This is a genomic window from Thalassospira marina (assembly GCF_002844375.1).
Classification (GTDB): Bacteria; Pseudomonadota; Alphaproteobacteria; order Rhodospirillales; family Thalassospiraceae; genus Thalassospira; species Thalassospira marina.
In genome coordinates this window covers 2598991-2622192 of record NZ_CP024199.1, presented here as the reverse complement: position 1 = coordinate 2622192, position 23202 = coordinate 2598991, and the positions used below count along the sequence as shown (strand labels likewise).

General features: G+C 55.8%; 21 protein-coding genes. 8 read left to right on the top strand and 13 right to left on the bottom strand.

Annotated elements, in window-relative coordinates; genetic code table 11:
• Positions 1 to 14 precede the first annotated feature (14 nt).
• Entirely contained in the window at positions 15 to 1364 is a 1350-nt protein-coding gene (locus CSC3H3_RS11950; RefSeq protein WP_245881099.1) for an outer membrane protein assembly factor BamB family protein, read from the top strand.
• Positions 1365 to 1477: 113 nt separating this feature from the next.
• Positions 1478 to 3010 (top strand): ribosome biogenesis GTPase Der, encoded by a 1533-nt coding sequence (gene der, locus CSC3H3_RS11945; protein WP_101284951.1) that lies wholly within the window; start codon positions 1478 to 1480, stop codon positions 3008 to 3010.
• A gap of 99 nt (positions 3011 to 3109) precedes the next feature.
• On the opposite strand, the gene CSC3H3_RS11940 is transcribed toward der, so the two are convergent.
• Complete coding sequence (locus tag CSC3H3_RS11940) at positions 3110 to 3958, bottom strand: MurR/RpiR family transcriptional regulator (protein ID WP_101284950.1); 849 nt, start codon at positions 3956 to 3958, stop codon at positions 3110 to 3112.
• 112 nt (positions 3959 to 4070) lie between these two features.
• On the opposite strand from CSC3H3_RS11940, the gene CSC3H3_RS11935 reads away from it, so the two are divergent.
• The 4 genes from CSC3H3_RS11935 to CSC3H3_RS11920 are packed head-to-tail and all read left to right on the top strand — an operon-like array spanning position 4071 to position 8143.
• Positions 4071 to 4808, top strand: a complete 738-nt coding sequence (locus tag CSC3H3_RS11935) for a 5-formyltetrahydrofolate cyclo-ligase (protein WP_101264409.1) — start codon at positions 4071 to 4073, stop codon at positions 4806 to 4808.
• 23 nt (positions 4809 to 4831) lie between these two features.
• Positions 4832 to 5812 (top strand): ABC transporter substrate-binding protein, encoded by a 981-nt coding sequence (locus tag CSC3H3_RS11930; protein ID WP_101284949.1) that lies wholly within the window; start codon positions 4832 to 4834, stop codon positions 5810 to 5812.
• A 2-nt stretch (positions 5813 to 5814) separates the two neighbouring features.
• The gene (locus CSC3H3_RS11925) at positions 5815 to 6585 is read left to right on the top strand and encodes an ABC transporter ATP-binding protein (RefSeq protein WP_101284948.1); all 771 of its coding nucleotides are present in this window, start codon (positions 5815 to 5817) and stop codon (positions 6583 to 6585) included.
• The gene (locus CSC3H3_RS11920; protein ID WP_215907491.1) at positions 6572 to 8143 is read left to right on the top strand and encodes an ABC transporter permease; all 1572 of its coding nucleotides are present in this window, start codon (positions 6572 to 6574) and stop codon (positions 8141 to 8143) included. Before CSC3H3_RS11925 ends, CSC3H3_RS11920 begins: the two co-directional genes overlap by 14 nt.
• A gap of 100 nt (positions 8144 to 8243) precedes the next feature.
• On the opposite strand, the gene CSC3H3_RS11915 is transcribed toward CSC3H3_RS11920, so the two are convergent.
• The 12 genes from CSC3H3_RS11915 to rpsF all read right to left on the bottom strand — a co-directional run bounded on the left by CSC3H3_RS11915 (position 8244) and on the right by rpsF (position 19722).
• Positions 8244 to 8954 (bottom strand): SDR family NAD(P)-dependent oxidoreductase, encoded by a 711-nt coding sequence (locus CSC3H3_RS11915; RefSeq protein ID WP_101284946.1) that lies wholly within the window; start codon positions 8952 to 8954, stop codon positions 8244 to 8246.
• Complete coding sequence (purF, locus tag CSC3H3_RS11910) at positions 8951 to 10414, bottom strand: amidophosphoribosyltransferase (RefSeq protein ID WP_101284945.1); 1464 nt, start codon at positions 10412 to 10414, stop codon at positions 8951 to 8953. Before purF ends, CSC3H3_RS11915 begins: the two co-directional genes overlap by 4 nt.
• Before the next feature lie 228 nt (positions 10415 to 10642).
• Entirely contained in the window at positions 10643 to 11329 is a 687-nt protein-coding gene (locus CSC3H3_RS11905; RefSeq protein WP_101264403.1) for a CvpA family protein, read from the bottom strand.
• 114 nt (positions 11330 to 11443) lie between these two features.
• Entirely contained in the window at positions 11444 to 12856 is a 1413-nt protein-coding gene (gene radA, locus CSC3H3_RS11900) for a DNA repair protein RadA (protein WP_101284944.1), read from the bottom strand.
• A gap of 150 nt (positions 12857 to 13006) precedes the next feature.
• Positions 13007 to 13783, bottom strand: coding sequence for an ABC transporter ATP-binding protein (locus CSC3H3_RS11895; RefSeq protein ID WP_101284943.1), 777 nt, complete (start codon positions 13781 to 13783; stop codon positions 13007 to 13009).
• A 15-nt stretch (positions 13784 to 13798) separates the two neighbouring features.
• Positions 13799 to 14572, bottom strand: coding sequence for an MlaE family ABC transporter permease (locus CSC3H3_RS11890; protein WP_101284942.1), 774 nt, complete (start codon positions 14570 to 14572; stop codon positions 13799 to 13801).
• A 53-nt stretch (positions 14573 to 14625) separates the two neighbouring features.
• Positions 14626 to 15747, bottom strand: a complete 1122-nt coding sequence (alr, locus tag CSC3H3_RS11885) for an alanine racemase (protein WP_101264400.1) — start codon at positions 15745 to 15747, stop codon at positions 14626 to 14628.
• A gap of 31 nt (positions 15748 to 15778) precedes the next feature.
• Positions 15779 to 17320, bottom strand: a complete 1542-nt coding sequence (locus tag CSC3H3_RS11880; protein ID WP_101264399.1) for a replicative DNA helicase — start codon at positions 17318 to 17320, stop codon at positions 15779 to 15781.
• A gap of 195 nt (positions 17321 to 17515) precedes the next feature.
• Positions 17516 to 18106 (bottom strand): 50S ribosomal protein L9, encoded by a 591-nt coding sequence (gene rplI, locus CSC3H3_RS11875; RefSeq protein ID WP_101264398.1) that lies wholly within the window; start codon positions 18104 to 18106, stop codon positions 17516 to 17518.
• On the bottom strand, positions 18106 to 19047 hold the full coding sequence (locus CSC3H3_RS11870) for a DUF2232 domain-containing protein (RefSeq protein WP_101264397.1): 942 nt from the start codon (positions 19045 to 19047) through the stop codon (positions 18106 to 18108). The genes rplI and CSC3H3_RS11870 overlap by 1 nt, the downstream gene beginning before the upstream one ends.
• A gap of 49 nt (positions 19048 to 19096) precedes the next feature.
• Positions 19097 to 19330 carry a 30S ribosomal protein S18 gene (gene rpsR, locus CSC3H3_RS11865; RefSeq protein ID WP_101264396.1) on the bottom strand — a complete coding sequence of 78 codons (234 nt, stop codon included), beginning with the start codon at positions 19328 to 19330 and terminating at the stop codon, positions 19097 to 19099.
• A gap of 23 nt (positions 19331 to 19353) precedes the next feature.
• Positions 19354 to 19722: a 30S ribosomal protein S6 gene (rpsF, locus tag CSC3H3_RS11860; protein ID WP_101264395.1), complete on the bottom strand. Its 369-nt coding sequence runs from the start codon at positions 19720 to 19722 to the stop codon at positions 19354 to 19356.
• Between the two features lie 452 nt (positions 19723 to 20174).
• Between rpsF and CSC3H3_RS11855 the strand changes: the two genes are divergently transcribed.
• Positions 20175 to 21968, top strand: coding sequence for a chloride channel protein (locus CSC3H3_RS11855; RefSeq protein WP_101264394.1), 1794 nt, complete (start codon positions 20175 to 20177; stop codon positions 21966 to 21968).
• A gap of 269 nt (positions 21969 to 22237) precedes the next feature.
• The gene (gene fabD / locus CSC3H3_RS11850; protein WP_101284941.1) at positions 22238 to 23179 is read left to right on the top strand and encodes an ACP S-malonyltransferase; all 942 of its coding nucleotides are present in this window, start codon (positions 22238 to 22240) and stop codon (positions 23177 to 23179) included.
• Positions 23180 to 23202 lie beyond the last annotated feature (23 nt).

The following is a 23202-nucleotide window of genomic DNA, read 5'->3' as shown; positions in this document are numbered from 1 at the left end:
CAGGATTAAAGGATATGGTTTTGCAATTACACCGTCTGGACCGTTTTAAATCCGCTTTTTGTGTATTGGGTCTTGCCGTTCTTGTTTCCGGCTGTTCCAGCTGGATGGGTGAATCCGAAGAGCCGCCGCTTCCGGGCGAGCGCCTTGCCGTTTTGTCCCTGCAAAGCACGATTGAGCCTGACCCCGGCCTGACGGATCAGAAGGTTGTTCTGCCCCAGCCGCAGGTACAGGAAGACTGGCCGCAGAATGGCGGTGTTCCAAGCCATTCGTTGCAGCATCTGGCATTTGATAACGATACCATGAAGCAGCAATGGTCAAGCAGCATTGGCACCGGTTCGCTTGATGAAGACCTGCTGTTAAACCAGCCGGTTGTTGCCAAGGGCGTGATCTTTACCATTGATGCCGACGCCGAAGTGCGCGCCTTTAGTGCGAAAACCGGTAAGCAGATTTGGGATGTGGATATTGCCCCGGACCAGGAAGGTGACAGCACCCTTCTGGGCTCCGGTCTGGCCTATGCCGATGGCATGGTTTATGCGACCACCGGCTTTGCTGAAGTTGTTGCCATTGATGCGGCGACTGCCGAAGTCAAATGGCGCACCACCCTTACCGCACCGATGCGCGCTGCGCCGACGGTGCGCGGTGGCCGCGTTTTCGTGATCACGGTTGATAACCAGACCGTGGCGCTGAATGCCTATAGCGGGGAAATCCTGTGGAACCACCGTGGTGCGTCCGAAGGGGCAACCTTTATTGGTGGGGCCAGTCCGGCTGTTGACCAGGGCGTTGTGATTTCCGCCTATAGCACCGGCGAGCTTTATGCCCTGCGTGTGGAAAACGGCCAGGTGATCTGGTCTGATACGCTGGCGTCTGCCGGGCGGACCGATGCGGTTTCGGCAATTGCCGATATTCGCGGTTTGCCGGTGATCGATAATGATCTCGTTATTGCCACCAGCAATTCCGGCCTGACGGTTGCAATTGACCTTCGTACCGGTGTGCGTTTGTGGGAACTTGAAGAAGGCGGCATCCAGTCACCCTGGGTGGCCGGCAATTATGTATTCCTGCTATCGAATACCAACGACCTGATTGCCTTGCAGCGGCGCTCGGGACGGGTTAAATGGGTGTCGACTTTGCCGCGCTATGTTGATCCCGAAGATCAGAGCGAGGCGATGGTCTGGACTGGACCGGTTCTGGCGGGTGATCGTTTGATCGTCGGTAACGAGCAGGGCCAGGTGGAAACGATTTCGCCTTACGATGGAAAGGTGCTGGGGACCGATACCCTGCCCGGACCGGTTACGTTGCCGCCTGTTGTTGCCGGGGATATGCTCTATTTCCTGACAGCGAACGCGACGCTGGTTGCCTATCGCTAGGGTCTTGACCATTATATGATTTGAAGGGCTTTGCCTTTCCCTGTTTTTTGCGGGTGCGCCACCGATATTTATCGTGGCGCACATCGCCGTTTTTATAAAGAGTCTGTAGTCAGATGTCCTTGAAAGTAGCCATTATCGGTCGCCCGAATGTCGGGAAATCGACCCTGTTTAACCGCCTGGTTGGCAAGAAGCTGGCGATTGTCGATGACCAGCCCGGTGTGACGCGCGACCGCCGTTATGGCAAGGCGCGGCTGGGCCATATGCATTTCGAGGTGATCGATACGGCAGGCCTTGAAGAAGCATTCGATGATTCGATCGAAGGCAAAATGCGCCAGCAAAGTGAAATGGCGTTTGATGAATGCGATCTGGCGCTGTTTCTGGTTGATGCCCGTGCGGGCCTGACCCCGCTGGACAACCATTTTGCCGACTGGCTGCGCAAGCGCAAAAAGCCGGTATATGTGATTGCCAACAAACATGAAGGCCGCGACCAGGACCCGGGCCTTTACGAGGCCTATGGCCTTGGCCTGGGCGATGTTGCGCCGATTTCGGCTGAACACGGCCTAGGCATGGAATTGCTGATCGATATCATGCTGCCGCATTGGGAAGAATATCGCGACAAGCAGCGCAAGGCGCGCCAGCAGGGCGATATCAGTGCGATTGACGCCGATTTTGAAGATGACGACGAAGACGAAGATGCTGCCTGGCAGGCCGAGATTGCGGCCGCGACCGAGGGTGGTGGCGAGAAATTCCCGTCCTTTGAAATCAGCTATGACGAGGAATATGAAGAAGACGAAGGCGACGAGCCGACCGTTTTTCGCGATAATTCCAAAATCCAGCTGGCGATTGTTGGCCGCCCGAATGTGGGTAAATCAACGCTTCTTAACCAGCTTCTGGGTGAAAACCGTGTCATGACCGGCCCGCAGGCTGGCCTGACCCGTGATGCCATTGCGGTGGACTGGTCCTATGAAGGGCGCCCGATCCGTCTGGTCGATACGGCGGGTATGCGCCGTAAAAAGAAGATCGATGATCGCGTCGAAAAGCTTTCGGTGGGCGATACGCTGCGCGTGATCCGCTATGCGCAGGTGGTTGTCATCATGCTTGACGCCACCAACACCATCGACAAGCAGGACCTGACGATTGCCCGCATGGTGCTTGAAGAAGGCCGCGCGCTGATTATCGCGGTCAATAAATGGGATTCGGTCGTTGATAAGGCCGGTGTGATGCAGGCCCTGCGCGACAAGCTTGATAGCAGCTTTGCCCAGGCGCGTGGTATTCCGATCCTGACATTCTCGGCCCTGACCGGGCGCGGAACGGACCGCCTGATGCCGACCGTTCTGGATATTTATGATATCTGGAGCCGCCGCATCCCGACCTCGCAGCTTAACCGCTGGCTTGAAGCGATTACCGAACGCCATTTGCCGCCGGTTATTTCGGGCCGTCGTATCCGTCTGCGGTACATGACCCAGGCGAAATCGCGTCCGCCAAGCTTCTTTATCAACTGCTCGAAGGCGGCGGAGCTGCCGGAAAGCTACACGCGCTACCTGATTAATGGCCTGCGTGACGATTTTGATATGCCGGGCGTTCCGATCCGTATCTTCCTGCGCAGCAGCGATAACCCCTATGCCAAAAAGAAGCGGCGGGGATAAGGATTTCAGAAAAAAGGGCTGCCGATTTGGCGGCCCTTTTTCGTTTCTGGTCGGCTTATTGACGGGCAGTCGCTCGAATGGGGGCCGTGCGCCGTTGTTTCATTCCATCATGTCGAGTTCTTCGATGATGGCATCAAGTGTTTCGGCACGCTGTTTAACGGCTTCGGGATGTTTGCCCGCATAGGTGATGCCAACCAAGCGCAACATGGACAGCATGGTGGCGTGGGTGGGCAGCAGGCCGTAATTCGCGACATGGCAGGGCAGGACAACCTCGGAAAAGCGCGAAGCCTGGCGTTCATATCCATGTGCGGTGATGGTGATGATGCGCATGCGTGATGTGCGGGCATAGGAGATGATCGACCGCATGATTTTGGGCCGTGTATCAAGCGTTAACAGCACCAGGGCATCGCGCGGACCGGCCATTGCCAGGTCGCTGGACCAATCCTCGCCAATGCCGGAAATATAATGCACATCGTGGCGCAGCCGCGACAACATGGCACGACCGACTCGGGCCACACCATCTTCGGCGCCAAAACCCAAAAACCAGATGCGCGGTGCTGATGATAAAATTTCGGCGGTTTCAATCAGCTTGTGCGAGCTGAGTTCTTCAAAAGAACGGGTCAGATTGCGTAATTCAAGTTCCAGATGATCACCAATGGAACGGCCCAAAACGTTTGGTGCGTTTGAAACAACTGTTTGACGATAGGGTTGTTTTCGGTTGCGTTCATCGCGTGCTTGCAACCGTATTTCTTCAAAATCGGCATAGCCCAGGGTGCGAAAAAAACGTGCCGTCGTCGCCTTTGAAACACCGGCCATATTGGCAAGCTCGGTTGCCGTATGTGTTTCAATAATATCATGATTTTCCAGGATAACCTGCGCAATCTTCTTTTCCGCGCTGGTCAGTTTTGCCTGTTTTTCGTGAATTCTAAGGATAAGTCGCGAGGCCATTTTAGTCCCTTGAGATTGGGGGCGTGACAAATTCTGCTTGACGTTTGAAACAACAGTTTCTTATTTTTGAAACAGTGAAACGCTGATTAATGAAACGATGCGGGATTGCAAAATGTCAACCTCCAAGGTGATACGCGAAAGAATATGGACCAAGCTGCATGACGTAGCCAGACCGGATACCCGGTTTCATCTGAATTTCGCGGAGGTCATCCCGGATTTTGAGGGATCGGAAGCCGCAGTTGACCGGGTTGTGGCAGAGGAAGCCTATCAGAAGTCTGAATTTGCGTTCATTACGCCTGATAACTGCTTGGCTGATTTGCGCCGTCGCATGATCGAAGATGGCAAATCCTTTGTCATGTCCACCTATGGCATTTATCGCGGATTTTTGCTGATCGAGCCAGGAATGGTGCCCGAAGGGGCGGCCCTTTACGCCTCCTGGCTGGATGGTATGGAGCATTTCGGTCGCCCGATCACGCTTGAGGAAATCGCGCGGCGTGCACGGTTTGATTTCATGGTGACCGGAGCATCGGCGGTGTCGGTTAACGGGGTTCGTTTCGGCAAGGGGCATGGTTTCTTTGATCTGGAATGGGGCATGTTTACCGACCTTGGCCTGGTGGACGAGGCAACGCCGGTTACGGCGGTTGTTCACGATGTGCAGGTGGTCCAGGACCAGTTGCAGCCTTCCGAAACCGATATTCTGGTCGACCGTATCGCGACACCAACCTGCATGCATGAAATTGGCCGCAGAGCCAAACGTCCCAGCGGCGTGAAATGGCCGCTTCTGGACCCAAAACAAATAGAGCAAACGCCCCCCCTTCAGGAGCTTCAGCGCATTCAGGGTCTTGCCTGAACGCCATATCAAGGAGACTTTCGATGACGTTACGTTTAAATCGCCGCCATTTTCTGGGCGTCGCGGCGGCAGGGGTTGCGGCTTCGGCCATGTCATTCCGCCCGTTTGGCGCACGGGCCGCATCGCCATTTGTGATGCAGGCATCCTGGATCAATGATGCCGAATTTTCGGGATATTTCCTTGCGATGGACAAGGGATATTACAGCGATGAAGGGCTTGATCTTGAATATGTTTCAGGTGGGCCTGACGTGATCCCGGAAAGCACGATCATTGCCAATCGTGCGGATTTGACCCTGACGACACCTGATACAACCATCAAGGCGATTGCCGAACAGGGCGCACCTTTTAAAATTATTGGTGCGCAATACCAGAAAAACCCGATTGGCATTGTGTCGCTGAAATCGAACCCGATCACCAAGCCAGCCGATCTGGTTGGCAAAACGCTGGCGGTGCCACCGGTCAATGTGATTTCGGTTGAAGCCATGCTTAAGATGAATGGCATCGACAAGGCTGATGTGAATATTGTGCCCTATGCCTATGACCCGACGCCGCTTTTGCGCGGTGAGATCGATGCCAGCCTGGATTTCACCACCAACGTTCCCTACACCATTTCTCAGCAGGGCAAGGAAGCCACTTCCTTCCTGCTTTATGATTTTGGCTTTACCATTTTCAACGACACCGTTGTTGTGACGGAAGAAGTACTGAAATCCAAACGCAAGGAACTGGTGGCATGGCTGCGGGCATCGCGCAAGGGATGGACGGAAAACCTGGCGGACCCGGCGGTTTATCCGCCGCAATGGAAAGATAGCTGGTTTAAAGGTACGGGCCGGACCATTGATAACGAAGTTTATTTCAACACAGCGCAAAAGCCGCTGATTGAAAGCCCGAATGGCGTTTTCAGCATGTCGGAAAACGATATTGAAGCCTGCCTTTCCGCGCTGGGCCAGATCGGCATTAAAGGCACGCGGGACATGTTTGATACCACGCTGCTTGAGGAGATCTGATCATGGCCCCCGACGGGATTAAGCTTTCTGCGCTCAGCAAAACCTTTCGGGGCCGTGGCAAAACGGTTGAGGCGCTCAGGGATGTATCCCTGAGCTGCCCGGCTGGTTCTTTTACTGCAATTATCGGGCCGTCGGGCTGTGGCAAATCCACGGTGATGCGTATCGCCCTTGGCCTTGAAAATGCCGATAGCGGCGAAGTGCTGCTTGAAGGGCAGGCCCCGCGTGATGCCAGCCGGGCAGGCTTGACCGGTGTCGCCTTTCAGGATGCTGCATTGTTGCCCTGGCGCAGCGTGCGCAAAAATATCGAAGTGCCGCTGGAGGTTTTGGGCCGTAAACCCCGTGACCATCAGGAACAGGTTCAGGCGATGATCGACCTTGTTGGCCTGAAAGGTTTTGAAAATTCGCTGCCGGGCGAGCTTTCGGGCGGAATGCGCCAGCGCGTTGCCATTGCGCGGGCCCTTGTGACGCATCCCAAGGTTCTGTTCCTTGACGAACCGTTTGGCGCGCTTGACCAGATTTTGCGTCGGCAAATGAACCTGGAGCTTCAACGCATATGGGCCGAAACCGGCGCAACCGCGCTTTTGGTAACGCACGGGATAGACGAGGCGGTGTTTCTGGCAGACCGCATTGTTGTGATGCATTCGAAACCGGGGCGTATTGCCGCGATTATTGATGTGCCCTTTGACCGGCCGCGTGATGAAACGCTGTTTTCCGACCCCGAATTTCACCAGATGTGTGATGAAGTCGCCGAGGTGCTGCATGTCGTTGAATAAGGACGGGCACTTGAAGGGCATTGTCGCGACGATTGGCCTGCTGGTGATTTGGGAAATCGTTGGCAGGCTTGATCTGGTTGCGGGTGGGGCGCTGCCTGGCTTTTCCGAAATTCTGATCCGGCTGTGGGTGGATCGTGCGGATTACCCCCAGCATATTATGGCGACCCTTTACGGTTCGGGGCTGGGTTTTGTTTTTGGCAATCTGTTGGGGGTTGGAGCGGGTATTATTTTTGCCATGTCACCGGTGGCCCTGCGGTTATGGCGCGGGGTGAATATTGCCATTTTTGCCCTGCCACCCATTGCCATTGCCCCAATTCTGACTCTGACTCTGTCGGGAATGACGCCGCGTGTCGTGCTGGCGACACTGGGTGTTTATTTTGTCACCATGACGGCCACGGTCATTGGCCTAAGCCAGGCTGACAGCCGTGCAATCGATGTTGTTCGAGCCTATGGTGGGGGAAACTGGGCGGTGATGCGCCTGGTGCAATTGCGCGGTGCTGTGCCTTCCATTTTGTCGGGTTTTCGTGTGGCAGCCCCCAATGCGGTTTTAGGGGCCATCCTGGCCGAATTTGGTGGCGGGGGGCGCTGGGGCCTTGGCGCCTATTTGCTGGGGTCACTTGGCCGTGCCGAACCGGACCGTTTATGGGGTATTGGCCTGCTTGCTACCCTGATTGCCGGGTTAAGCTATCTGGTCTTTGCGCTGTTATCGGAGCGGTTTTTGGGGGCCAGCCGGGCTGTTACGATGAATACGGCAATACCCGATAGCCAGATTGGCGCACAGGGGCCGTTTGCCCGCATTGCCTTGCTGGCAGGGGCATGTGCCTTGCCGTTTGGGTTGTGGTGGTTGTTTATCCGGCTGTTATCCGTACCTGATATGATTGCGAAAACCCCGTTGGGGGTGGTGAATTATCTGTTTTATGCACCATCGTCGGCAAATGCGCAGGGGCGTCTGTGGCAGGCAGTTGCCGAAACATTGCCCATTACCTTTGCCGGGATGGCTGCGGGCTTGGCTGTGGCGTTTGTACTGGCAATTTCCACACGGCTTTACCCACGTATCTTAAATGCCCTGATGCCGGTTGCGCTGGTCACGCAAACAATGCCGCTGGTGGCGTTAACGCCGCTTCTGGTGCTGTTGCTGGGGCGGGGAACGTCGCTGACATTGTGGGTGACGATTTCGGTAACCTTCTTTCCTGCCTTTGTAACGCTGGCACAGGGCATTGCCCTGGTGCCCAAGGGCGCGCGTGATGTGCCGCGGGCTTATGGGGCATCGGCCTGGCAGGAAATGCGCATGGTGACGATCCCGGCATCATTGCCCTATCTGTTTGCTGCCACCCGTTTGACAGTGCCGCGCGCGCTATTGGGTGTCATGATTGCGCAGTGGCTGGCGACGGGCAGGGGGCTGGGCAATTTGTTAAACCAGTCCCGTGGCTATATGGATTACGGCATGATCTGGACGGTGGCTGTGCTGTCAGTCATTTTGTCTGTCGTGTTTTACCAGCTGGTTGTTTTTGCCGAACGGTGGGTTCTTTCGCGGCTGGGGATGCAAACGGCTGAATAGGTTTCGGTTTGGTTTTGCTTGATAGATGCCAAAAATAAAACGGGCCAACAAAGCGGCCCGTTTTGTGTATCTGCAGCAGTGAAACGCAAAAGGCTTCTTATCAAGCCTTGAGGATTTCGCCGTGATGGCTGCAATCATCGGCTGCCAGATCAACGAAAATATCGGTGATGGTTTCGGCAGTCGGCAGGGTTTGCGGGTCTTCACCGGGATAGGCGGTTGCACGCATTGTGGTGCGGATGCGGCCCGGATTAACCAGATTGACCTTAACCTTGGTGTCTTCCATTTCCTGGGCATAGGACAGCACCAGGGATTCAAGCGCGGCCTTGGTCGAGGCATAAAGCCCCCAATAGGCCCGGCCATTGGCCGATGCACCGGAAGTCAGGAAAATGGCGCGGCCGGCATCGGAAAAACGCAACAGCTTGTCGACACTGCGGATCAGGCGGAAATTGGCGGTGACATTGACAGCAAAGGTGTTTTCAAACATCTGCGTATCAATATGCCCAACCGGTGCCAGTTCGCCCAGAACGGCGGCATTGCCAACAACGATGTCAAGCTTGCCAAAGCGTTCATAGATCGACGCACCCATCGCATCGATCTTTTCATACATCGTCAGATCAAGCGGCAGAAGAACGGCTTTGCCGCCTTCTTCGCGGATTTCATCGTCGAGTTCTTCGAGCGCGCCGACATTGCGGCCCAGCGCAATGACGGTGGCACCTTCGGCGGCGTAGCGTTTGGCAATCGCACGGCCAATGCCGTGCGATGCCCCGGTAACCAGTGCAATCTTGCCTTCAAGACGCTTTTGCGCACTCATGCAGTACGTCTTTCAACAAGCTGTGAAAGCTTGCGGTTTTTGTTTTCTTCGGCGGTGTGATCCACCAGGCGGATCGGATAATCGCCGGTGAAGCAGGCATCACAGAAAGCCGGGTTTTCGGCATCACGGCCCGGAAGGCCGGTTGCACGGTAAAGCCCGTCAATACTGACGAACGCAAGGCTGTCAACGCCGATCATTTTCGCCATTTCGTCGATCTTGTGGTTCGCCGCCATCAGCTTTTCCTTCGACGGTGTATCAACACCATAGAAGCAAGGATGGGCTGTGGGCGGGCTGGTGATACGCATATGCACCTCGGCCGCACCGGCCTGACGGACCAGTTCAACGATTTTGGTCGAAGTCGTACCGCGCACGATGGAATCATCAACCAGCACAACGCGCTTGCCCTTCAGCTTGCCGGGGTTAGCGTTGTGTTTCAGCTTCACGCCAAGGTGGCGGATCTGGTCGGTCGGTTCAATAAAGGTCCGGCCGACATAATGGTTGCGGATGATGCCCAGTTCAAACGGGATACCGGATTCTTCGGCATAACCAAGTGCGGAAGGCACGCCTGAATCGGGGATCGGAACGACAACATCGGCATCAACGGCGGATTCACGGGCCAGTTCGCGGCCGATATTTTTGCGCACGTCATAAACGCTTGTGCCTTCGACAATGCTGTCGGGGCGGGCGAAGTAAACATGTTCAAAAATGCAGAAGCGCGATTTGACCGGTTTGAACGGCTTGATCGAACGAATGCCTTCATCGGTGATTTCGACGATTTCGCCCGGTTCGACGTCGCGAATGAATTCCGCGCCAACGATATCAAGGCCAACCGTTTCCGATGAAAAGATGTAGGAGTCGTGCAGTTTGCCCAGCACCAGCGGACGCACACCTAACGGGTCACGCACACCGATCAGCTTTTTCTGGGTCATGACTACCAGGCTGTACGCCCCTTCGACCTGACGCAGTGCATCGATCAGGCGATCGACGATCTTTTCGTAAAGGCTGGTTGCGATCAGGTGAATGAAAACTTCGGTATCGGCCGTGGATTGGAAAATGGAGCCACGACGCACAAGACGGTCACGCACGGCAAGGGCGTTGGTCAGGTTGCCGTTATGGGCAATCGCCAGGCCACCAAATTCAAAATCGGCGAACAGGGGCTGCACATTGCGAAGGCCTTTGCCGCCTGCGGTGGAATACCGCACATGGCCAACGGCGCGATGGCCGGGCAGGCTTTCGATTACGTCCTGGGATCCGAAAATATCGCCAACCTGGCCTGACGCCCGGTGGGCGGGAAAGTCAGAACCATCGTAGGCAACGATACCGGCCGCTTCCTGGCCGCGATGCTGAAGGGCATGAAGGCCAAGTGCCGTTAGGGCTGCCGCATCGGACGAGCCAAAAACGCCAAATACGCCACACTCTTCGCGTAGCTTGTCGTCATCAAATGGGTTGGTGGTCAGCATGAGTGGGTTCCGCTCTCTCGCCGGTGGCGTCTATCGGATGCCGCACGCGTTAACGAAATCCCGACGCCTCACTCGTTGGGGATCACCACCAGGGGCAATCCATATCTTCGCGCGAGGGCGTTGTATAACGCTTTTGGGGGTTTGGTCCAGAACCTTTTGCGGGTCAGGTGCCTGCCAATGCTGTTTAAAATCATTTTGTGCACCGCGCGAAGGTGGTGCTGCCAAAAACTATTGCTGGGTTACAGCATCGATCAAACGGTTTTTGGCATCAATTTCTTCCTGGGTGTAGCCCTCAATTGGCGCGGATTCCCTGGCTTTTGGCGTTGGGCCCAGCAATTTGCGGTAGGTTTCATCGCGTGCATCGGCCTCGCGCTGGGTACGGGCGATTTCTTCGGCGGTATTGTCAAACAGCGCATCAGGCATGGCAGCCTTGAGCAAATAGGCACCCTCCTGCAAAACCGGGCGGGTGCGCGCGGTTTGCACCCATTCGGGTTGTTGTGAAGGGGGCATAAGCCATGACAGGGCCAGATAGGCAATACACACCACCAGACCACCCCGCACCAGCCCGAAAATGAAGCCAAGGGTGCTATCAAGGCTATCAAGCCCGGAATTTTGCACGGCCTTTGCGATGCGCCCGCTGATGAAGGAAAAAATCAGATAGGACAGCACAAACAGGCCAATGCCCGTGGCAAGATCGGCAATCAGTTGGGAAGGGATCAGTTCGCGGACATAGGGGCGGGCAACCGGATAGCCATAAAGGGCCGTAACACCGGCACCAACCCAGCCCAGCATGGAAAGGCTTTCATGCACAAAGCCGCGAAAGAATGCAAACAGGCCCGACAGTAGGACAATCGCCACCACAACCAGATCAAAAACGTCTCTGGCACCCAGTTCTGAGAGGAAGGAAAAGTCCATTCTGTGTTGGTCCTGTTATCGATCCGCGTATCGCGGAAAGGCGGCATAGCCGGTATTATCGAAAGCTGAAATGATCGGAAAAGTCCCCAAGGGTGCGGCGGGCAGCGGGCAGGGTTAATACATGCCTTCGCGCGGACGCACCTTTTCACGGACATCCTGACCGAATAAATTTACCAAATCCTGAAGATGGCTGATTTCAACCTGTTTCAGGCCCTTTATGCTCAGCTTCTTTTTAGCGTTCTGGCCGTGCCGCGGGATATAGCCATTGGCAAAGCCCAGTTTGGCGGCTTCTTTCAGGCGGGCTTCGATCTGGCCGACGGGGCGCACTTCGCCTGACAGGCCAATTTCACCAACGATAACCGTTTCTGCGGGGACGGGCACATCGGCCACGGCCGATATCAGGGCTGATGCCACGGCAAGGTCGGCGGCAGGCTCGCCAACACGCAGGCCACCTGCGACATTCAGGTAAACGTCAAACTGGCTCAGCGGCAGACCGCAACGGGCATCAAGGACGGCCAAAATCATGTTCATGCGCGCGGAATCCCAGCCAACAACGGCACGGCGCGGCGTTGCCAGTGCCGATTGCGCCACCAGCGCCTGGATTTCAACCAGCATCGGGCGGGTGCCCTCTAACCCGGCGAAAACGGCGGTGCCGCTAACCGGGGCGTCACGGTCGGCCAGAAACAGCGCAGAAGGATTGGGAACTTCTACCAGCCCGGCATCGCCCATTTCAAAAACGCCAATTTCATCGGTGGCGCCGAAACGGTTTTTCACCGCACGCAGGATGCGGAACTGGTGGCCGCGTTCGCCTTCAAAATACAGAACGGTATCAACCATATGTTCCAGCACACGGGGGCCGGCAATTTGCCCTTCCTTGGTGACATGGCCCACCAGGATCACGGCAAAGCCTTTGCGCTTTGCCAGGCGGATCAGCTCCAGCGCGCAGGCACGCACCTGCGATACCGTTCCCGGTGCGCTATCAAGGGTGTCGGCATACATGGTCTGGATGGAGTCGATAACCACCACTTCGTGGCTGCTTTGATCCAGCGTTGAAATAATATCGCGCAGGCTGGTGGCAGCGGCGAAATCGACCTTGGATTTTTCAAGGCCAAGGCGGGCAGCACGCATACGCACTTGGTCAACCGCTTCTTCGCCCGAGATATAGGCGCATTTATGTCGCGCGGCCAACACCCCAACCGCCTGCAGCAGGATCGTGGATTTACCAATGCCGGGGTCGCCGCCAACCAGCAGGGCAGAACCGGGAACAAGGCCGCCGCCACAGGCACGGTCCAGTTCGGTAATGCCGGTAATGATGCGGGGCGGGCGCGCACTTTCACCTTCAAGGGCAACAAAATCCAGTTGCTTGCCGCGCGCACCGGTGGTGATGCCACCTGTTGCCTTCGGCCCGGCTTCGATGCGTTCTTCCTCGATGGTGTTCCAGGCATCGCAGGCATCGCAATGGCCCGTCCATTTCCGGTATTCGGCACCGCAATTCTGGCAGATGAAACGGCTTTGGGTTTTTGCCACGAAAAGCTCCGCTGGATTTTGAAATGTCTGGTTCACGGTCTGATCGCACCCTGCCGCCAAAGACCCTTGGAGGCCAGTGATGGCTGCGGTCAGGGGCGTGGACGCCTGCAGGCAGGTGCAGGTGTGACGATACGCAATCAGATGCCGGGATTAAAGATGCTTTAGATCAAGGTCAAGCGGACCTTCGGTGTTGCCGGAAATGAATTGCTGCAAATAGGGATTGTCGCTGTTTTCAACATCGGCCACCGGGCCATCCCAAATGATCGTGCCTTTGTAAAGAAAGGCGATGCGATCGGCAATTTTGCGCGCACTTGCCATATCATGGGTAATGGTAAGGGCACAGGCCCCTAGTTCGCGGGTGCATTTGACGATCAGATCATTGATGACGTCACCCATGATCGGGTCGATGCCGGTGGTCGGCTCGTCAAAAAACAGAATTTCGGGTTCGGTGGCAATGGCGCGGGCAAGGCCGACACGTTTTTGCATTCCACCCGAAAGCGATGCGGGCGACAGCGATGCAATTTCACCACCCAGGCCCACATCGGCCAGGCGTTTAATGGCAATTTCGCGGGCTTCCTTGCGGGCAATGCCCTGGCCTTCGATCAGGCCGAAGGCGACATTTTCCCAGACCGATAGCGAATCAAACAGGGCGGCACCCTGAAACAGCATGCCGGTTTTGGCCAGCATGGCATCATGGGCCTTGCGGTCTGCGCCAACCATTTCGACACCATCAATTTTGATCGAGCCACTGTCCGGCGTAAGAAGACCCAGAATGCATTTTAGCGTAACGGATTTACCGGTGCCCGAACCGCCAATGATGGCGACAGATTCGCCTGCGGCAACATTCAGGTTAACCCCCTGAAGCACCTTTTTGGGGCCAAAGCCTTTATGCAGGTCAGTCAGGCTGATTTTCGGGCTGTCAGACATGTTTTGCGGCCCCGCTTAGCGAACGAAGAACAGTTCGGTCACGATATAGTTGGCGATCAGGATCAGGATGGAGCTGGAAACCACGGCATTCGTGGTAGCCTGTCCAACGCCCTGTGCGCCGCCGCGTGAATGATAGCCCTGATAGCAGCCCATCAGCGTAATGATGAAACCAAACGCCGCGGCCTTGACCAGACCCGAGACCACATCCAGCGTTTCAAGATACTGAAACGTGTTTTGGATATAGGAACCGGAATTGAAGGACAGTTTGTTCACACCAACGGTGTAACCACCCAGAACGCCAATAATATCGCCAATGAAAACCAGGATCGGCAGGGTTATCAGACCGGCAATCACACGCGGCACAACCAGATATTTAAACGGGTTCGTCGAAAGGGTTACCAGCGCGTCGATCTGTTCGGTAACCCGCATGGTGCCGATTTCAGCGGCAATCGCCGCACCCACGCGGCCCGCAACCATAAGGCCGGCCAAAACCGGGCCAAGTTCGCGGGTCATGGAAATGACAACCACGGTGGCAACTGCACTTTCGGCCGAAAAACGCGAAAAGCCGGAATAGCTTTGCAGGGCAAGCACCATACCGGCAAACAGCGTGGTCATGGCAACAACCGGCAGCGAATAATAGCCGATTTCGCACATCTGCTTGAAGATCAGCCGGAAATAGAAACGCGGCGTCACGCAATGCAAAAGTGTTTTTGCTGCGAAAACGGTTACCCGGCCGACAACAGCCAGAAATGCAAGAAATATCCGGCCTACCGGCGCTAAGATCGGCATCTGGGGCGTTATTCCCTTGTTTTTGGCAATCGGCGGGCAAATGCCCGGGCCGGTCAGCCTTCGGTGTAAACCCGCTGATAACGATGACCAAGCGAGGTCAGGATTTCATAGCCGATGGTACCGGACATGGTGCCAATATCATCAACAGTGCAGTCTTTGCCAAGCAGGGTAACGTCATCACCCGGTTTCAGCTTGCCTTCGGGAAGGTCGGTTACATCAATGCCAAAGGCATCCATGGAAACACGTCCTACCATGGGCGTTGCGATTCCGCCGATTTTAAGTTTCCCGACATTGGAAAGATGACGCAACCAGCCATCGGCATAACCTGCAGCAATGGTTGCAATCTTTGATGGCCGTTCGGCCCGCCAGGACGCACCGTATCCGACCGACTCACCGGTGTCAATCTGACGCAATTGCAGGACCTTGGCTGTTAACGTGACCACATTGCGCATCGGATTGGATTTTTCCGGTGTCGGGTTGCCACCCCACAGGGCATAACCCGGCCGGCAAAATTCAAGGTGGTAATCCTTGTGGCGGAAAATGGCCGACGAATTGCAAAATCCGCGTGGGGCCGGGGGCAGGCGGCGATACCATTTCATGAACAGGTCGTACTGTTCGCGCGTAATGGGGTTATCGGCCTCGTCGGCGGCGACCGGGTGGGTCATATAACCGGCCTTCTCGAAACCATATAGCAACTGCGAATGGCGTTCGATCAGTTCCTGCAGTTCGCGCGGCGACAGACCCGTGCGGTTCATGCCGGTATCAAGGTGAATAAAGGCCGGTGCCGGGCGTTCATATTCGCGGCACAGGTTCGACCAGCGTTCGATTTGGCCCAGATCGTTCAGAACCGGGATCACGTCGTTTTCGATGAAGAATTCTTCGTCGCCGGGCATCAGGCCGTTAAAGACGGCAATGCGCCCGCCACCCCGCAATAACGGGAACAGGTCGGCGGCTTCGTTGGCATGGGCCACAAAAAACAGGCGGCAGCCCTGTTTTTTCAAAACCGGCACAATCGCCTTGGCACCCAGCCCATATGCATCAGCCTTCACCACAGCGCCCATTGTGCGGCCGGTATAGGTTTTCTGCAGGCGCTGATAGTTCTCAGCGATTGCTTTCAGGTTAATTTCCAGCTGTGCGCAATCTGCCGCACGGCCAGGGGCGGGAAGGACGCTCATCGGCTTAAAACCCCGTTATGTACATAGTGGGTTATTCTTCAAATTCTTCGGCGACATGATCAAGGTCGCCAAACTTGGTGTAGTTACCATCAAAGAACAGGCGGACGTTACCGACCGGACCATGTCGCTGCTTGGCAACAATAACTTCGGCAGTGTTGTAAACGTGGTTCAACCGTTCCTGCCACTGCGAATAGCGTTCCGAGAATTTTTCGTTGGATTCTTCTGGCTTCTGGGCAGGTTCGGCACGTTCGAGGTAATATTGTTCACGATAGATGAACATCACGACGTCGGCGTCCTGCTCGATCGAGCCGGATTCACGAAGGTCGGAAAGCTGCGGACGTTTGTCATCGCGCTGTTCAACCGCACGCGAAAGCTGCGAGAGGGCAAGCACCGGACAGCCAAGTTCCTTGGCGATTGCCTTGAGAGAACGGGTGATTTCCGAGACTTCCTGCACGCGGCCATCGCCACGGAAGTTGGTTGGCGGTGCAAGAAGCTGCAAATAGTCAACCACGATCATGGCAAGACCGTGCTGGCGTTTCAGACGCCGGCAACGGGTACGCAATGTTGATACCGGCAGGGCTGGCGTATCGTCGATATAAAGCGGAACGGTGTTAAGTTCGCGCGAGGCAATGACGAGACGTTCAAAATCGTCCTCGGTCAGGTCACCTCGGCGCATATTGTCGCCCGAAACCTCGGCCGCCTGGGACAGCAAACGACCGGCAAGCTGGTCGGCCGCCATTTCAAGCGAGAAGACAGCAATCGCCCCGGTGCGAAGCTCGTCATCCTGGTCTTCGGGGTTGCTGCGGTTTTTGTGGGCTGAAATCGCGGCGTTAAAAGCCACGTTCATGGCCAGTGCCGTTTTACCCATCGACGGACGACCCGCCAGGATCAGAAGGTCGGAAGGGTGCAGCCCCCCCAACTTGCGGTCAATATCGCGAAGGCCGGTGGTAACACCGACAACCTTGCCAGCGTTTTTATAGGCATGTTCGACATTTTCGACCGCCTTGGTCAGGGCCGGGCCAAAGGCAACAAAGCCCGATTCCGCCGCCCCAGCCGTTGCCAGGGAAAACAGCCGCTGCTCGGCATTTTCGATCTGGTTGGAGGCATCGGCGTCAAGTTCGTACTGATAGGCTTCATTGACGACATTTTCGCCAATATCAATCAGTTCGCGGCGCAGATACAGGTCATAAACCAGTTTGCCATAGTCGCCGGCATTGATGACCGAAACCATGTTATTGGACAGCTCGGCAAGGTATTGCGGACCACCAATTTCGGCCAGATGTTCATCCTGACGGAAATAGGCCGACAGCGTCACCGGGTTGGCAAGCTGGCCACGTTCGATGAGCTTACCACATGCCTCGAAGATGCGGCCATGGCGGGCATCGGCGAAATGCTCCGGGCGCAAAATATCGGACACGCGCTCATAGGCGGCGTTGTTGTTCAGGATAGCGCCCAGCAACGCAGCCTCCGCCTCAAAGTTATGAGGGGCCATGCGTTCAAGGGGGGTACTGTTGTTTGCACCTTCGTCTGCATCCATAGGTGCAAACAGGGCATCGAGCTCGGGATCATTCATGATGGCGGAGGGTATCAGTCATCCTGTTGAGCTGAAAGTGTAAAACCATTGTGGTCATAGCGGGTATACCGTAACCGCAAAGGTCCTGCCATGGGGCAACTTTTTACATTTGCAGGAAAAATTCCGCCCCGGGCAAAAGAAAACGGCGCATCCGTATGGATACGCCGTTTCCCGAAACCTGTAAGGCAACACCAATCAGGCGTTGGCTTCAGCAGCTTCTTCTTCGCCAGCAGCTTCCAGTTCTTCTTCGGATGCTTCTTCAGCGAGAGCTTCTTCTTCTTCCATCTCGTCGATGGTGCCCAGAACGGCCGCACCTTTACGAAGCTGCTCTGCAGCGTCTTCTTCGGTACGGGCAACGTTGGCGGTAACCGTGATCAGGACTTCCGGGTGCAGAGCGATGGTAACGTCATGCAGACCCAGGGTCTTGATCGGGGCATCCAGGCGAACCTGACCGCGCGAAATGGTGCAACCAGCTTCGGTAACGGCAACCGCGATGTCACGGGCAGTAACCGAACCGTAAAGCTGACCAACGTCAGAAGCCTGACGAACGAGGGTAACGGCCAGAGTGCCGAGGCTTTCGGCAACTTTTTCGGCTTCGCTACGACGTTCAAGGTTGTCAGCTTCAAGCTGGGCTTTCTGTGCTTCGAACACAGCAATGTTTGCCTTGGTTGCGCGCAGGGCCATGCCCTGGGGCAGCAGGCGGTTGCGGGCGTGGCCCGGCTTCACGGTGACAACGTCACCCATCTGGCCGAGTTTTTCCACCCGCTGGAGCAGAATAACTTCCATCACCGATCCTCCTCATTGCTACGGGTCATCGGTTGGTTCCCCCGCAGCCTGATTAAATGCTCAACAATTCCAAGTCCGCAAATCGCGATAAACGACCAGCTAGACAGAACCGCGACGATATAAAATACCGTCAATATCAAACGTTTTTGCGGCCATCGGGCTGCCTGCCCGTGTATTAGCGCCAGGCCCTGAAACAGGAACGGCACCGCCAATACAACCGCGACGTTGCGTGCGATATAGGCCAGGTTGCCATCGCCAAACGCGATGGATGCCCCGGCCAGGGCAAACGCAAAAAGCGACCAGCCAGGTAATTCAAGCGATGCCAGTGAAGGCGTCGGGCGCAGGTTTTGGCCTGCGCGCACTAGAATTGCCTGTGCAATCATGGCGTTGACCAGAACCATAAGGTACCAGGACAAGGCCGCAATTGCCGGGAAGTATGCCTGGAAGATCGCGATGACCTGCTGGATTTCCGGGGTTAGCGGAACACCCATCGAGGAGTACATCGTCGAAAAGAAGTGAGCGATCACTTCCTGTATTTCCAGACCTTCCGCCGCGATAGTTGCAAGGACGATTGTCACCACCACTGCAACTGCCAGGGCCATGGCTGCCAAAATGATCCCGGGCTGTATGAACCCCGGTTTCCCGGAGTCGTCAGCCCGCATAATCAGCGCCACGCGGGTCAGCATCGTCGCCGGTCCGGCTATCACGACCAGAAAGACCGTGAATGGCATGGGGCCGCCCAGAAGAAGAAGGGCTGCACATGCCGCAAGCGCCGAAACCAGCAGGCTTTTGGGTCCGCGCCACAATCCGATAACGAAAAGTGGCAAGTGCCCGAAATAGGAAAGCAGCAAAGCCAGCGGACTTCCTGTCAATACCAGCAGGAACAAGAGCGCACTGCCCAGTCCTGCACCGATCGACATCAGGGTATCACGCGAAGACATTAGCTACTCCGTGGCCGAGACCGCAAAACAAAGTCTCTTGCCGACTGCCTCAGACCTGGTCTGCGTAGGGCAGCAGCGCCAGGAAACGAGCGCGTTTGATAGCCTTTGAAAGCTCACGCTGTTTCTTGGCCGAAACGGCCGTGATACGGCTCGGAACGATCTTGCCGCGTTCGGAAACGAAACGCTGCAACAGTTTGACATCTTTGTAGTCGATCTTCGGCGCATCCGCACCCGAGAACGGGCAGGTTTTGCGGCGACGGAAAAACAGACGACGTCCAGCCATGATATATCCTCCTCGTTACTCGATTACTGACGCGGGCCGCTGCGGCGGTTGCCACGGCTGCCGCGCTCGTCGCGGTTACGCAGAATGGCCGACTGTTCTTCTTCGAACTCGTCAACCTTTACGGTCATCTGACGCAGAACGTCTTCGTTGAAGCGCATCTGGCGTTCATATTCCGCAATCGCGTCCTTGTCGGCTTCGATCTGGAAGAGGGTATAGTGACCCTTGCGGTTTTTCTTGACCCGGTAGGTCAGGGAACGAAGGCCCCAGTATTCGGTCTTGGCAACAGTTGCGCCGAGGCCGGTGAGGGTTTCGTTCAGCTTTTCGTTCAGGGCTTCGACCTGTGCAGTCGAGAAGTCCTGACGTGCAATATACACGCTTTCGTACTTGCTCATAATTCTCCTAATCACCCCTTGTGGCTTGTCTCTTCCTGGCACGACCTCATGTCGTGCAGGCATAGCCGGGTACGTCCCGGCAAGGAGCCGTGAGCGGGCGAATATACACTTTTCGGCAATTGGTGCAACGGCAAATACCGCGATTTTCACACGATTCGACGTCCCGGTTTTTGCAGGTCAGGTTTGCACGATCCTTGGGGCGCAAGCCCTGCCTGAAAAATTGTCACAAAAGCGTTGCACTTTTCTAAGAGCGGCTATGCAAAGCCGGATATTCCCTTGATTTGCAACGGGTGTGCGGGTACAGCTTAGGGCCATTCGTCGAACCGGTCTATCTCTCTTTCTTGCACATTTTTCCTGCCTCCTCCTCTTAACGACAACAAAAATTGCGGGGCAGGGCTTTCGTGTTGCTGAGCGCATGACCGGGCAATACTCAGAATGTACATGGTTTGGTGATGGTTGAATCCCAGGTTGAAGGTGCGTCGTCCCGGCGCGCAACGCTTCTTACTTTATGTTTCTTTTCCCTAGTTGTCGGTATCATTACCGGGTACGGCGCGGTTGCGTTCCGTGCGCTGGTGGCGATCATTCACAACGTGGCGTTTTACGGCACATTCTCTTTGGAATATGACGCCAATATGCTGACGGCCCCGTCGGCGTGGGGACCCCTTATTATTCTTGTCCCGGTTCTTGGCGGGATGATTGTTGTGTTCCTCGTCAACAATTTCGCCCCGGAAGCCAAAGGCCACGGCGTGCCGGAAGTGATGAATGCCATCTATTTCAATCAGGGGCGCATTCGCCCGCTGGTGGCGTTGATCAAGTCTGTTGCATCGGCCCTGTCAATTGGTACGGGGGCAGCCGTTGGTCGTGAAGGCCCGATCATTCAGATCGGTTCGTCCCTTGGTTCAAGTATCGCGCAGTTGCGCAACCTGCCGACCGGCCAGCGCATTACGCTGCTGGCTGCAGGGGCGGGTGCTGGCATTGCGGCAACATTCAACACCCCGCTGGGTGCGGTGCTGTTTGCCATCGAACTGATGATGCCCGAGGTTTCGACCCGGACCTTCCTGCCTGTCGTGATTGCAACGGGGGCTGCGACCTATATCGGGCGCATTTCCTTTGGTCTGGCGCCGGCCTTCGAAGTGCCGCTGGCCGCCATTCCGCAGGTTTCGGCAATCGATGTTGAAGCACTTATTATTTATGTGGTGCTGGGTGTTCTAAGCGGTGTTGCCGCCTGGATGCTGATCCGATCGATGCTGATCACCGACAAATTCTTCAAAAAGCTGCCGGTCAATGACTATGCCCGTCATGCTGCTGGCATGCTTTCGGTCGGCATTCTGATGTATGTGCTGTTCCTGACGGCAGGCAACTATTATGTCGATGGCGTTGGTTATGGCACGATCCAGGAAATTCTGCGTGGTGGCATGACGACCCTGCCGCTGCTGGTGATCCTGTTCTTTGCCAAGATGTATGCGACATCGGTCAGTATCGGTTCGGGTGCATCAGGTGGTGTGTTCTCGCCGTCACTGTTTATTGGTGCGACGATGGGCGGTGCTGTTGGTGTGATCGGGTCGATGATCTTCCCTGATGCTGGTATCAACCCGGCGGAATTTGCCCTGGTTGGCATGGGCGGTGTTGTTGCGGCCGGTACTGGTGCGGCAATGACGGCGATCATCATGATTTTCGAGATGACCCGTGACTATAATATTGTCGTGCCGCTGGTTGTGGCTGTGGCAATTGCACTGGGTATTCGCCGTATGCTGATCAGCGAAACCATCTATACGTCCAAACTGGTGCTGCGCGGCCTGCATATTCCCAAGGAACGCCACAGCAACATGTTCATGGTTCACCCGGCACATGAGGTGATGGATCGCGAGCCGATCTTCCTGGATGCTGCAATGCGTGTTTCCGAAGCCGTTGAAAACCTGACGCCGAAGCCAAAGGTGGCATCGATTGTTGTGGTTGCGGGTGATCGTATTGTGGGCGTGCTACCCGATATTGACCAGCTGTTTGCCATTGCAGGCGAGCAGGGCACCGCAACGCTTAGCGATGTTGTCGATGAGGATTTTGTTGTGGTTGTTGATAAAACCACGCTGTTTGACGTGATCAAGCGTATGCATCGCCGTAAGGCACGGGCTGCTGTTGTTGTTCAGCCATGCCGCGGTTTGCCGCGCCAGTCCGATGTGCGTGGTGTGATTACCAAATCGCACATCTCGGACAGCGTTGTTTCAAGCATGCAGCATTACCTTGAATAGGGGCTGTCTGGCCCGGATCGGGGATCTGGTATTTAACTGATTTCCGTTTCATATATGAAAAGGCAGCAGACAAATTGTGATGTTTGCTGCCTTTTTTCTTGCAATCGTGAATTTCTAAGCCACCTTTGACAACAATCTGGTTTTTCCTGCGCGGCATAATGGTGTCCGGTCTTGACAGGACGGGCGGGCGCGTTATCAAGGGGGCCTTTTAAATTGTCGGGCCGGGCGCGCCGGGCGACATAAACGCAGACAAGGGTGCTATATCAATAATGACACGCGCATTTGTATTCCCCGGTCAGGGGTCGCAGGCAGTTGGTATGGGCAAGGAACTGGCCGATGCCTTTCCTTTGGCTCGTGAAGTGTTTCAGGAAGTTGATGACGCACTTTCCCAGAAACTCAGTACGCTGATGTTTGAAGGCCCGGAAGGGGATCTGACCCTGACGGAAAATGCCCAGCCCGCGCTGATGGCTGTCAGCCTTGCTGTTACCCGTGTTCTTGAAAAAGAAGGCGGCTTTACCCTGACGGATAAATGCGCGCTTGTTGCTGGCCATTCGCTGGGCGAATATTCCGCCCTTGCTGCTGCGGGCACCTTCAGTATTTCCGATACTGCGCGTTTGCTTAAAATCCGTGGTCAGGCAATGCAGGCTGCCGTGCCGGTTGGTGTTGGCGCAATGGCCGCCCTGTTGGGCCTGGATTTTTCCGATGCCGCCGCTGTTGCCGAGCTGGCCGCACAGGGTGATGTTTGCACTGCCGCCAACGACAATGCCAATGGGCAGGTCGTGGTTTCGGGCCATAAGGCCGCTGTTGAACGTGCGATTGAACTGGCCAAGGAAAAGGGTGCCAAGCGCGCCGTTCTGCTGCCGGTTTCAGCACCGTTCCATTGCGCCCTGATGCAGCCTGCAGCGGACCGTATGGCCGAAGCCCTTGGCGACGTTACCATGAATGCACCGAAAGTGCCGCTGGTTGCCAACGTGACTGCCGCGAAGGTGCAGGATGCCGATGCGATACGTGATTTGCTTGTTAAACAGGTTTGCGGCACAGTGCGCTGGCGCGAATCAGTTCTTTATATGAAAGAACAGGGTATATCCGAACTGGTCGAAATCGGTGCTGGCAAGGTTCTGAGCGGCATGGTGCGTCGAATTGATCGCGATCTTAACGGTACCGCAATCAATGGTCCGGCAGATATAGAAGCATTTCTGGGCGCGCTTTAAGGCGGCACCGGTTTAAAAAGTGA

Coding starts and splice junctions, on each gene's coding strand:
- purF (WP_101284945.1), bottom strand. CDS start 10,414: ATGCTGACCACCAACCCATTTGATGACGACAAGCTACGCGAAGAGTGT.
- CSC3H3_RS11935 (WP_101264409.1), top strand. CDS start 4,071: ATGTCAACCTCCAAGGTGATACGCGAAAGAATATGGACCAAGCTGCAT.
- CSC3H3_RS11855 (WP_101264394.1), top strand. CDS start 20,175: ATGGTTGAATCCCAGGTTGAAGGTGCGTCGTCCCGGCGCGCAACGCTT.
- alr (WP_101264400.1), bottom strand. CDS start 15,747: ATGAGCGTCCTTCCCGCCCCTGGCCGTGCGGCAGATTGCGCACAGCTG.
- CSC3H3_RS11890 (WP_101284942.1), bottom strand. CDS start 14,572: ATGCCGATCTTAGCGCCGGTAGGCCGGATATTTCTTGCATTTCTGGCT.
- der (WP_101284951.1), top strand. CDS start 1,478: ATGTCCTTGAAAGTAGCCATTATCGGTCGCCCGAATGTCGGGAAATCG.
- rpsR (WP_101264396.1), bottom strand. CDS start 19,330: ATGGCTGGACGTCGTCTGTTTTTCCGTCGCCGCAAAACCTGCCCGTTC.
- CSC3H3_RS11905 (WP_101264403.1), bottom strand. CDS start 11,329: ATGGACTTTTCCTTCCTCTCAGAACTGGGTGCCAGAGACGTTTTTGAT.
- CSC3H3_RS11930 (WP_101284949.1), top strand. CDS start 4,832: ATGACGTTACGTTTAAATCGCCGCCATTTTCTGGGCGTCGCGGCGGCA.
- rplI (WP_101264398.1), bottom strand. CDS start 18,106: ATGGAAGTTATTCTGCTCCAGCGGGTGGAAAAACTCGGCCAGATGGGT.
- CSC3H3_RS11895 (WP_101284943.1), bottom strand. CDS start 13,783: ATGTCTGACAGCCCGAAAATCAGCCTGACTGACCTGCATAAAGGCTTT.
- CSC3H3_RS11880 (WP_101264399.1), bottom strand. CDS start 17,320: ATGAATGATCCCGAGCTCGATGCCCTGTTTGCACCTATGGATGCAGAC.
- CSC3H3_RS11870 (WP_101264397.1), bottom strand. CDS start 19,047: ATGTCTTCGCGTGATACCCTGATGTCGATCGGTGCAGGACTGGGCAGT.
- CSC3H3_RS11920 (WP_215907491.1), top strand. CDS start 6,572: ATGTCGTTGAATAAGGACGGGCACTTGAAGGGCATTGTCGCGACGATT.
- CSC3H3_RS11940 (WP_101284950.1), bottom strand. CDS start 3,958: ATGGCCTCGCGACTTATCCTTAGAATTCACGAAAAACAGGCAAAACTG.
- fabD (WP_101284941.1), top strand. CDS start 22,238: ATGACACGCGCATTTGTATTCCCCGGTCAGGGGTCGCAGGCAGTTGGT.
- rpsF (WP_101264395.1), bottom strand. CDS start 19,722: ATGAGCAAGTACGAAAGCGTGTATATTGCACGTCAGGACTTCTCGACT.
- CSC3H3_RS11925 (WP_101284948.1), top strand. CDS start 5,815: ATGGCCCCCGACGGGATTAAGCTTTCTGCGCTCAGCAAAACCTTTCGG.
- CSC3H3_RS11950 (WP_245881099.1), top strand. CDS start 15: ATGGTTTTGCAATTACACCGTCTGGACCGTTTTAAATCCGCTTTTTGT.
- CSC3H3_RS11915 (WP_101284946.1), bottom strand. CDS start 8,954: ATGAGTGCGCAAAAGCGTCTTGAAGGCAAGATTGCACTGGTTACCGGG.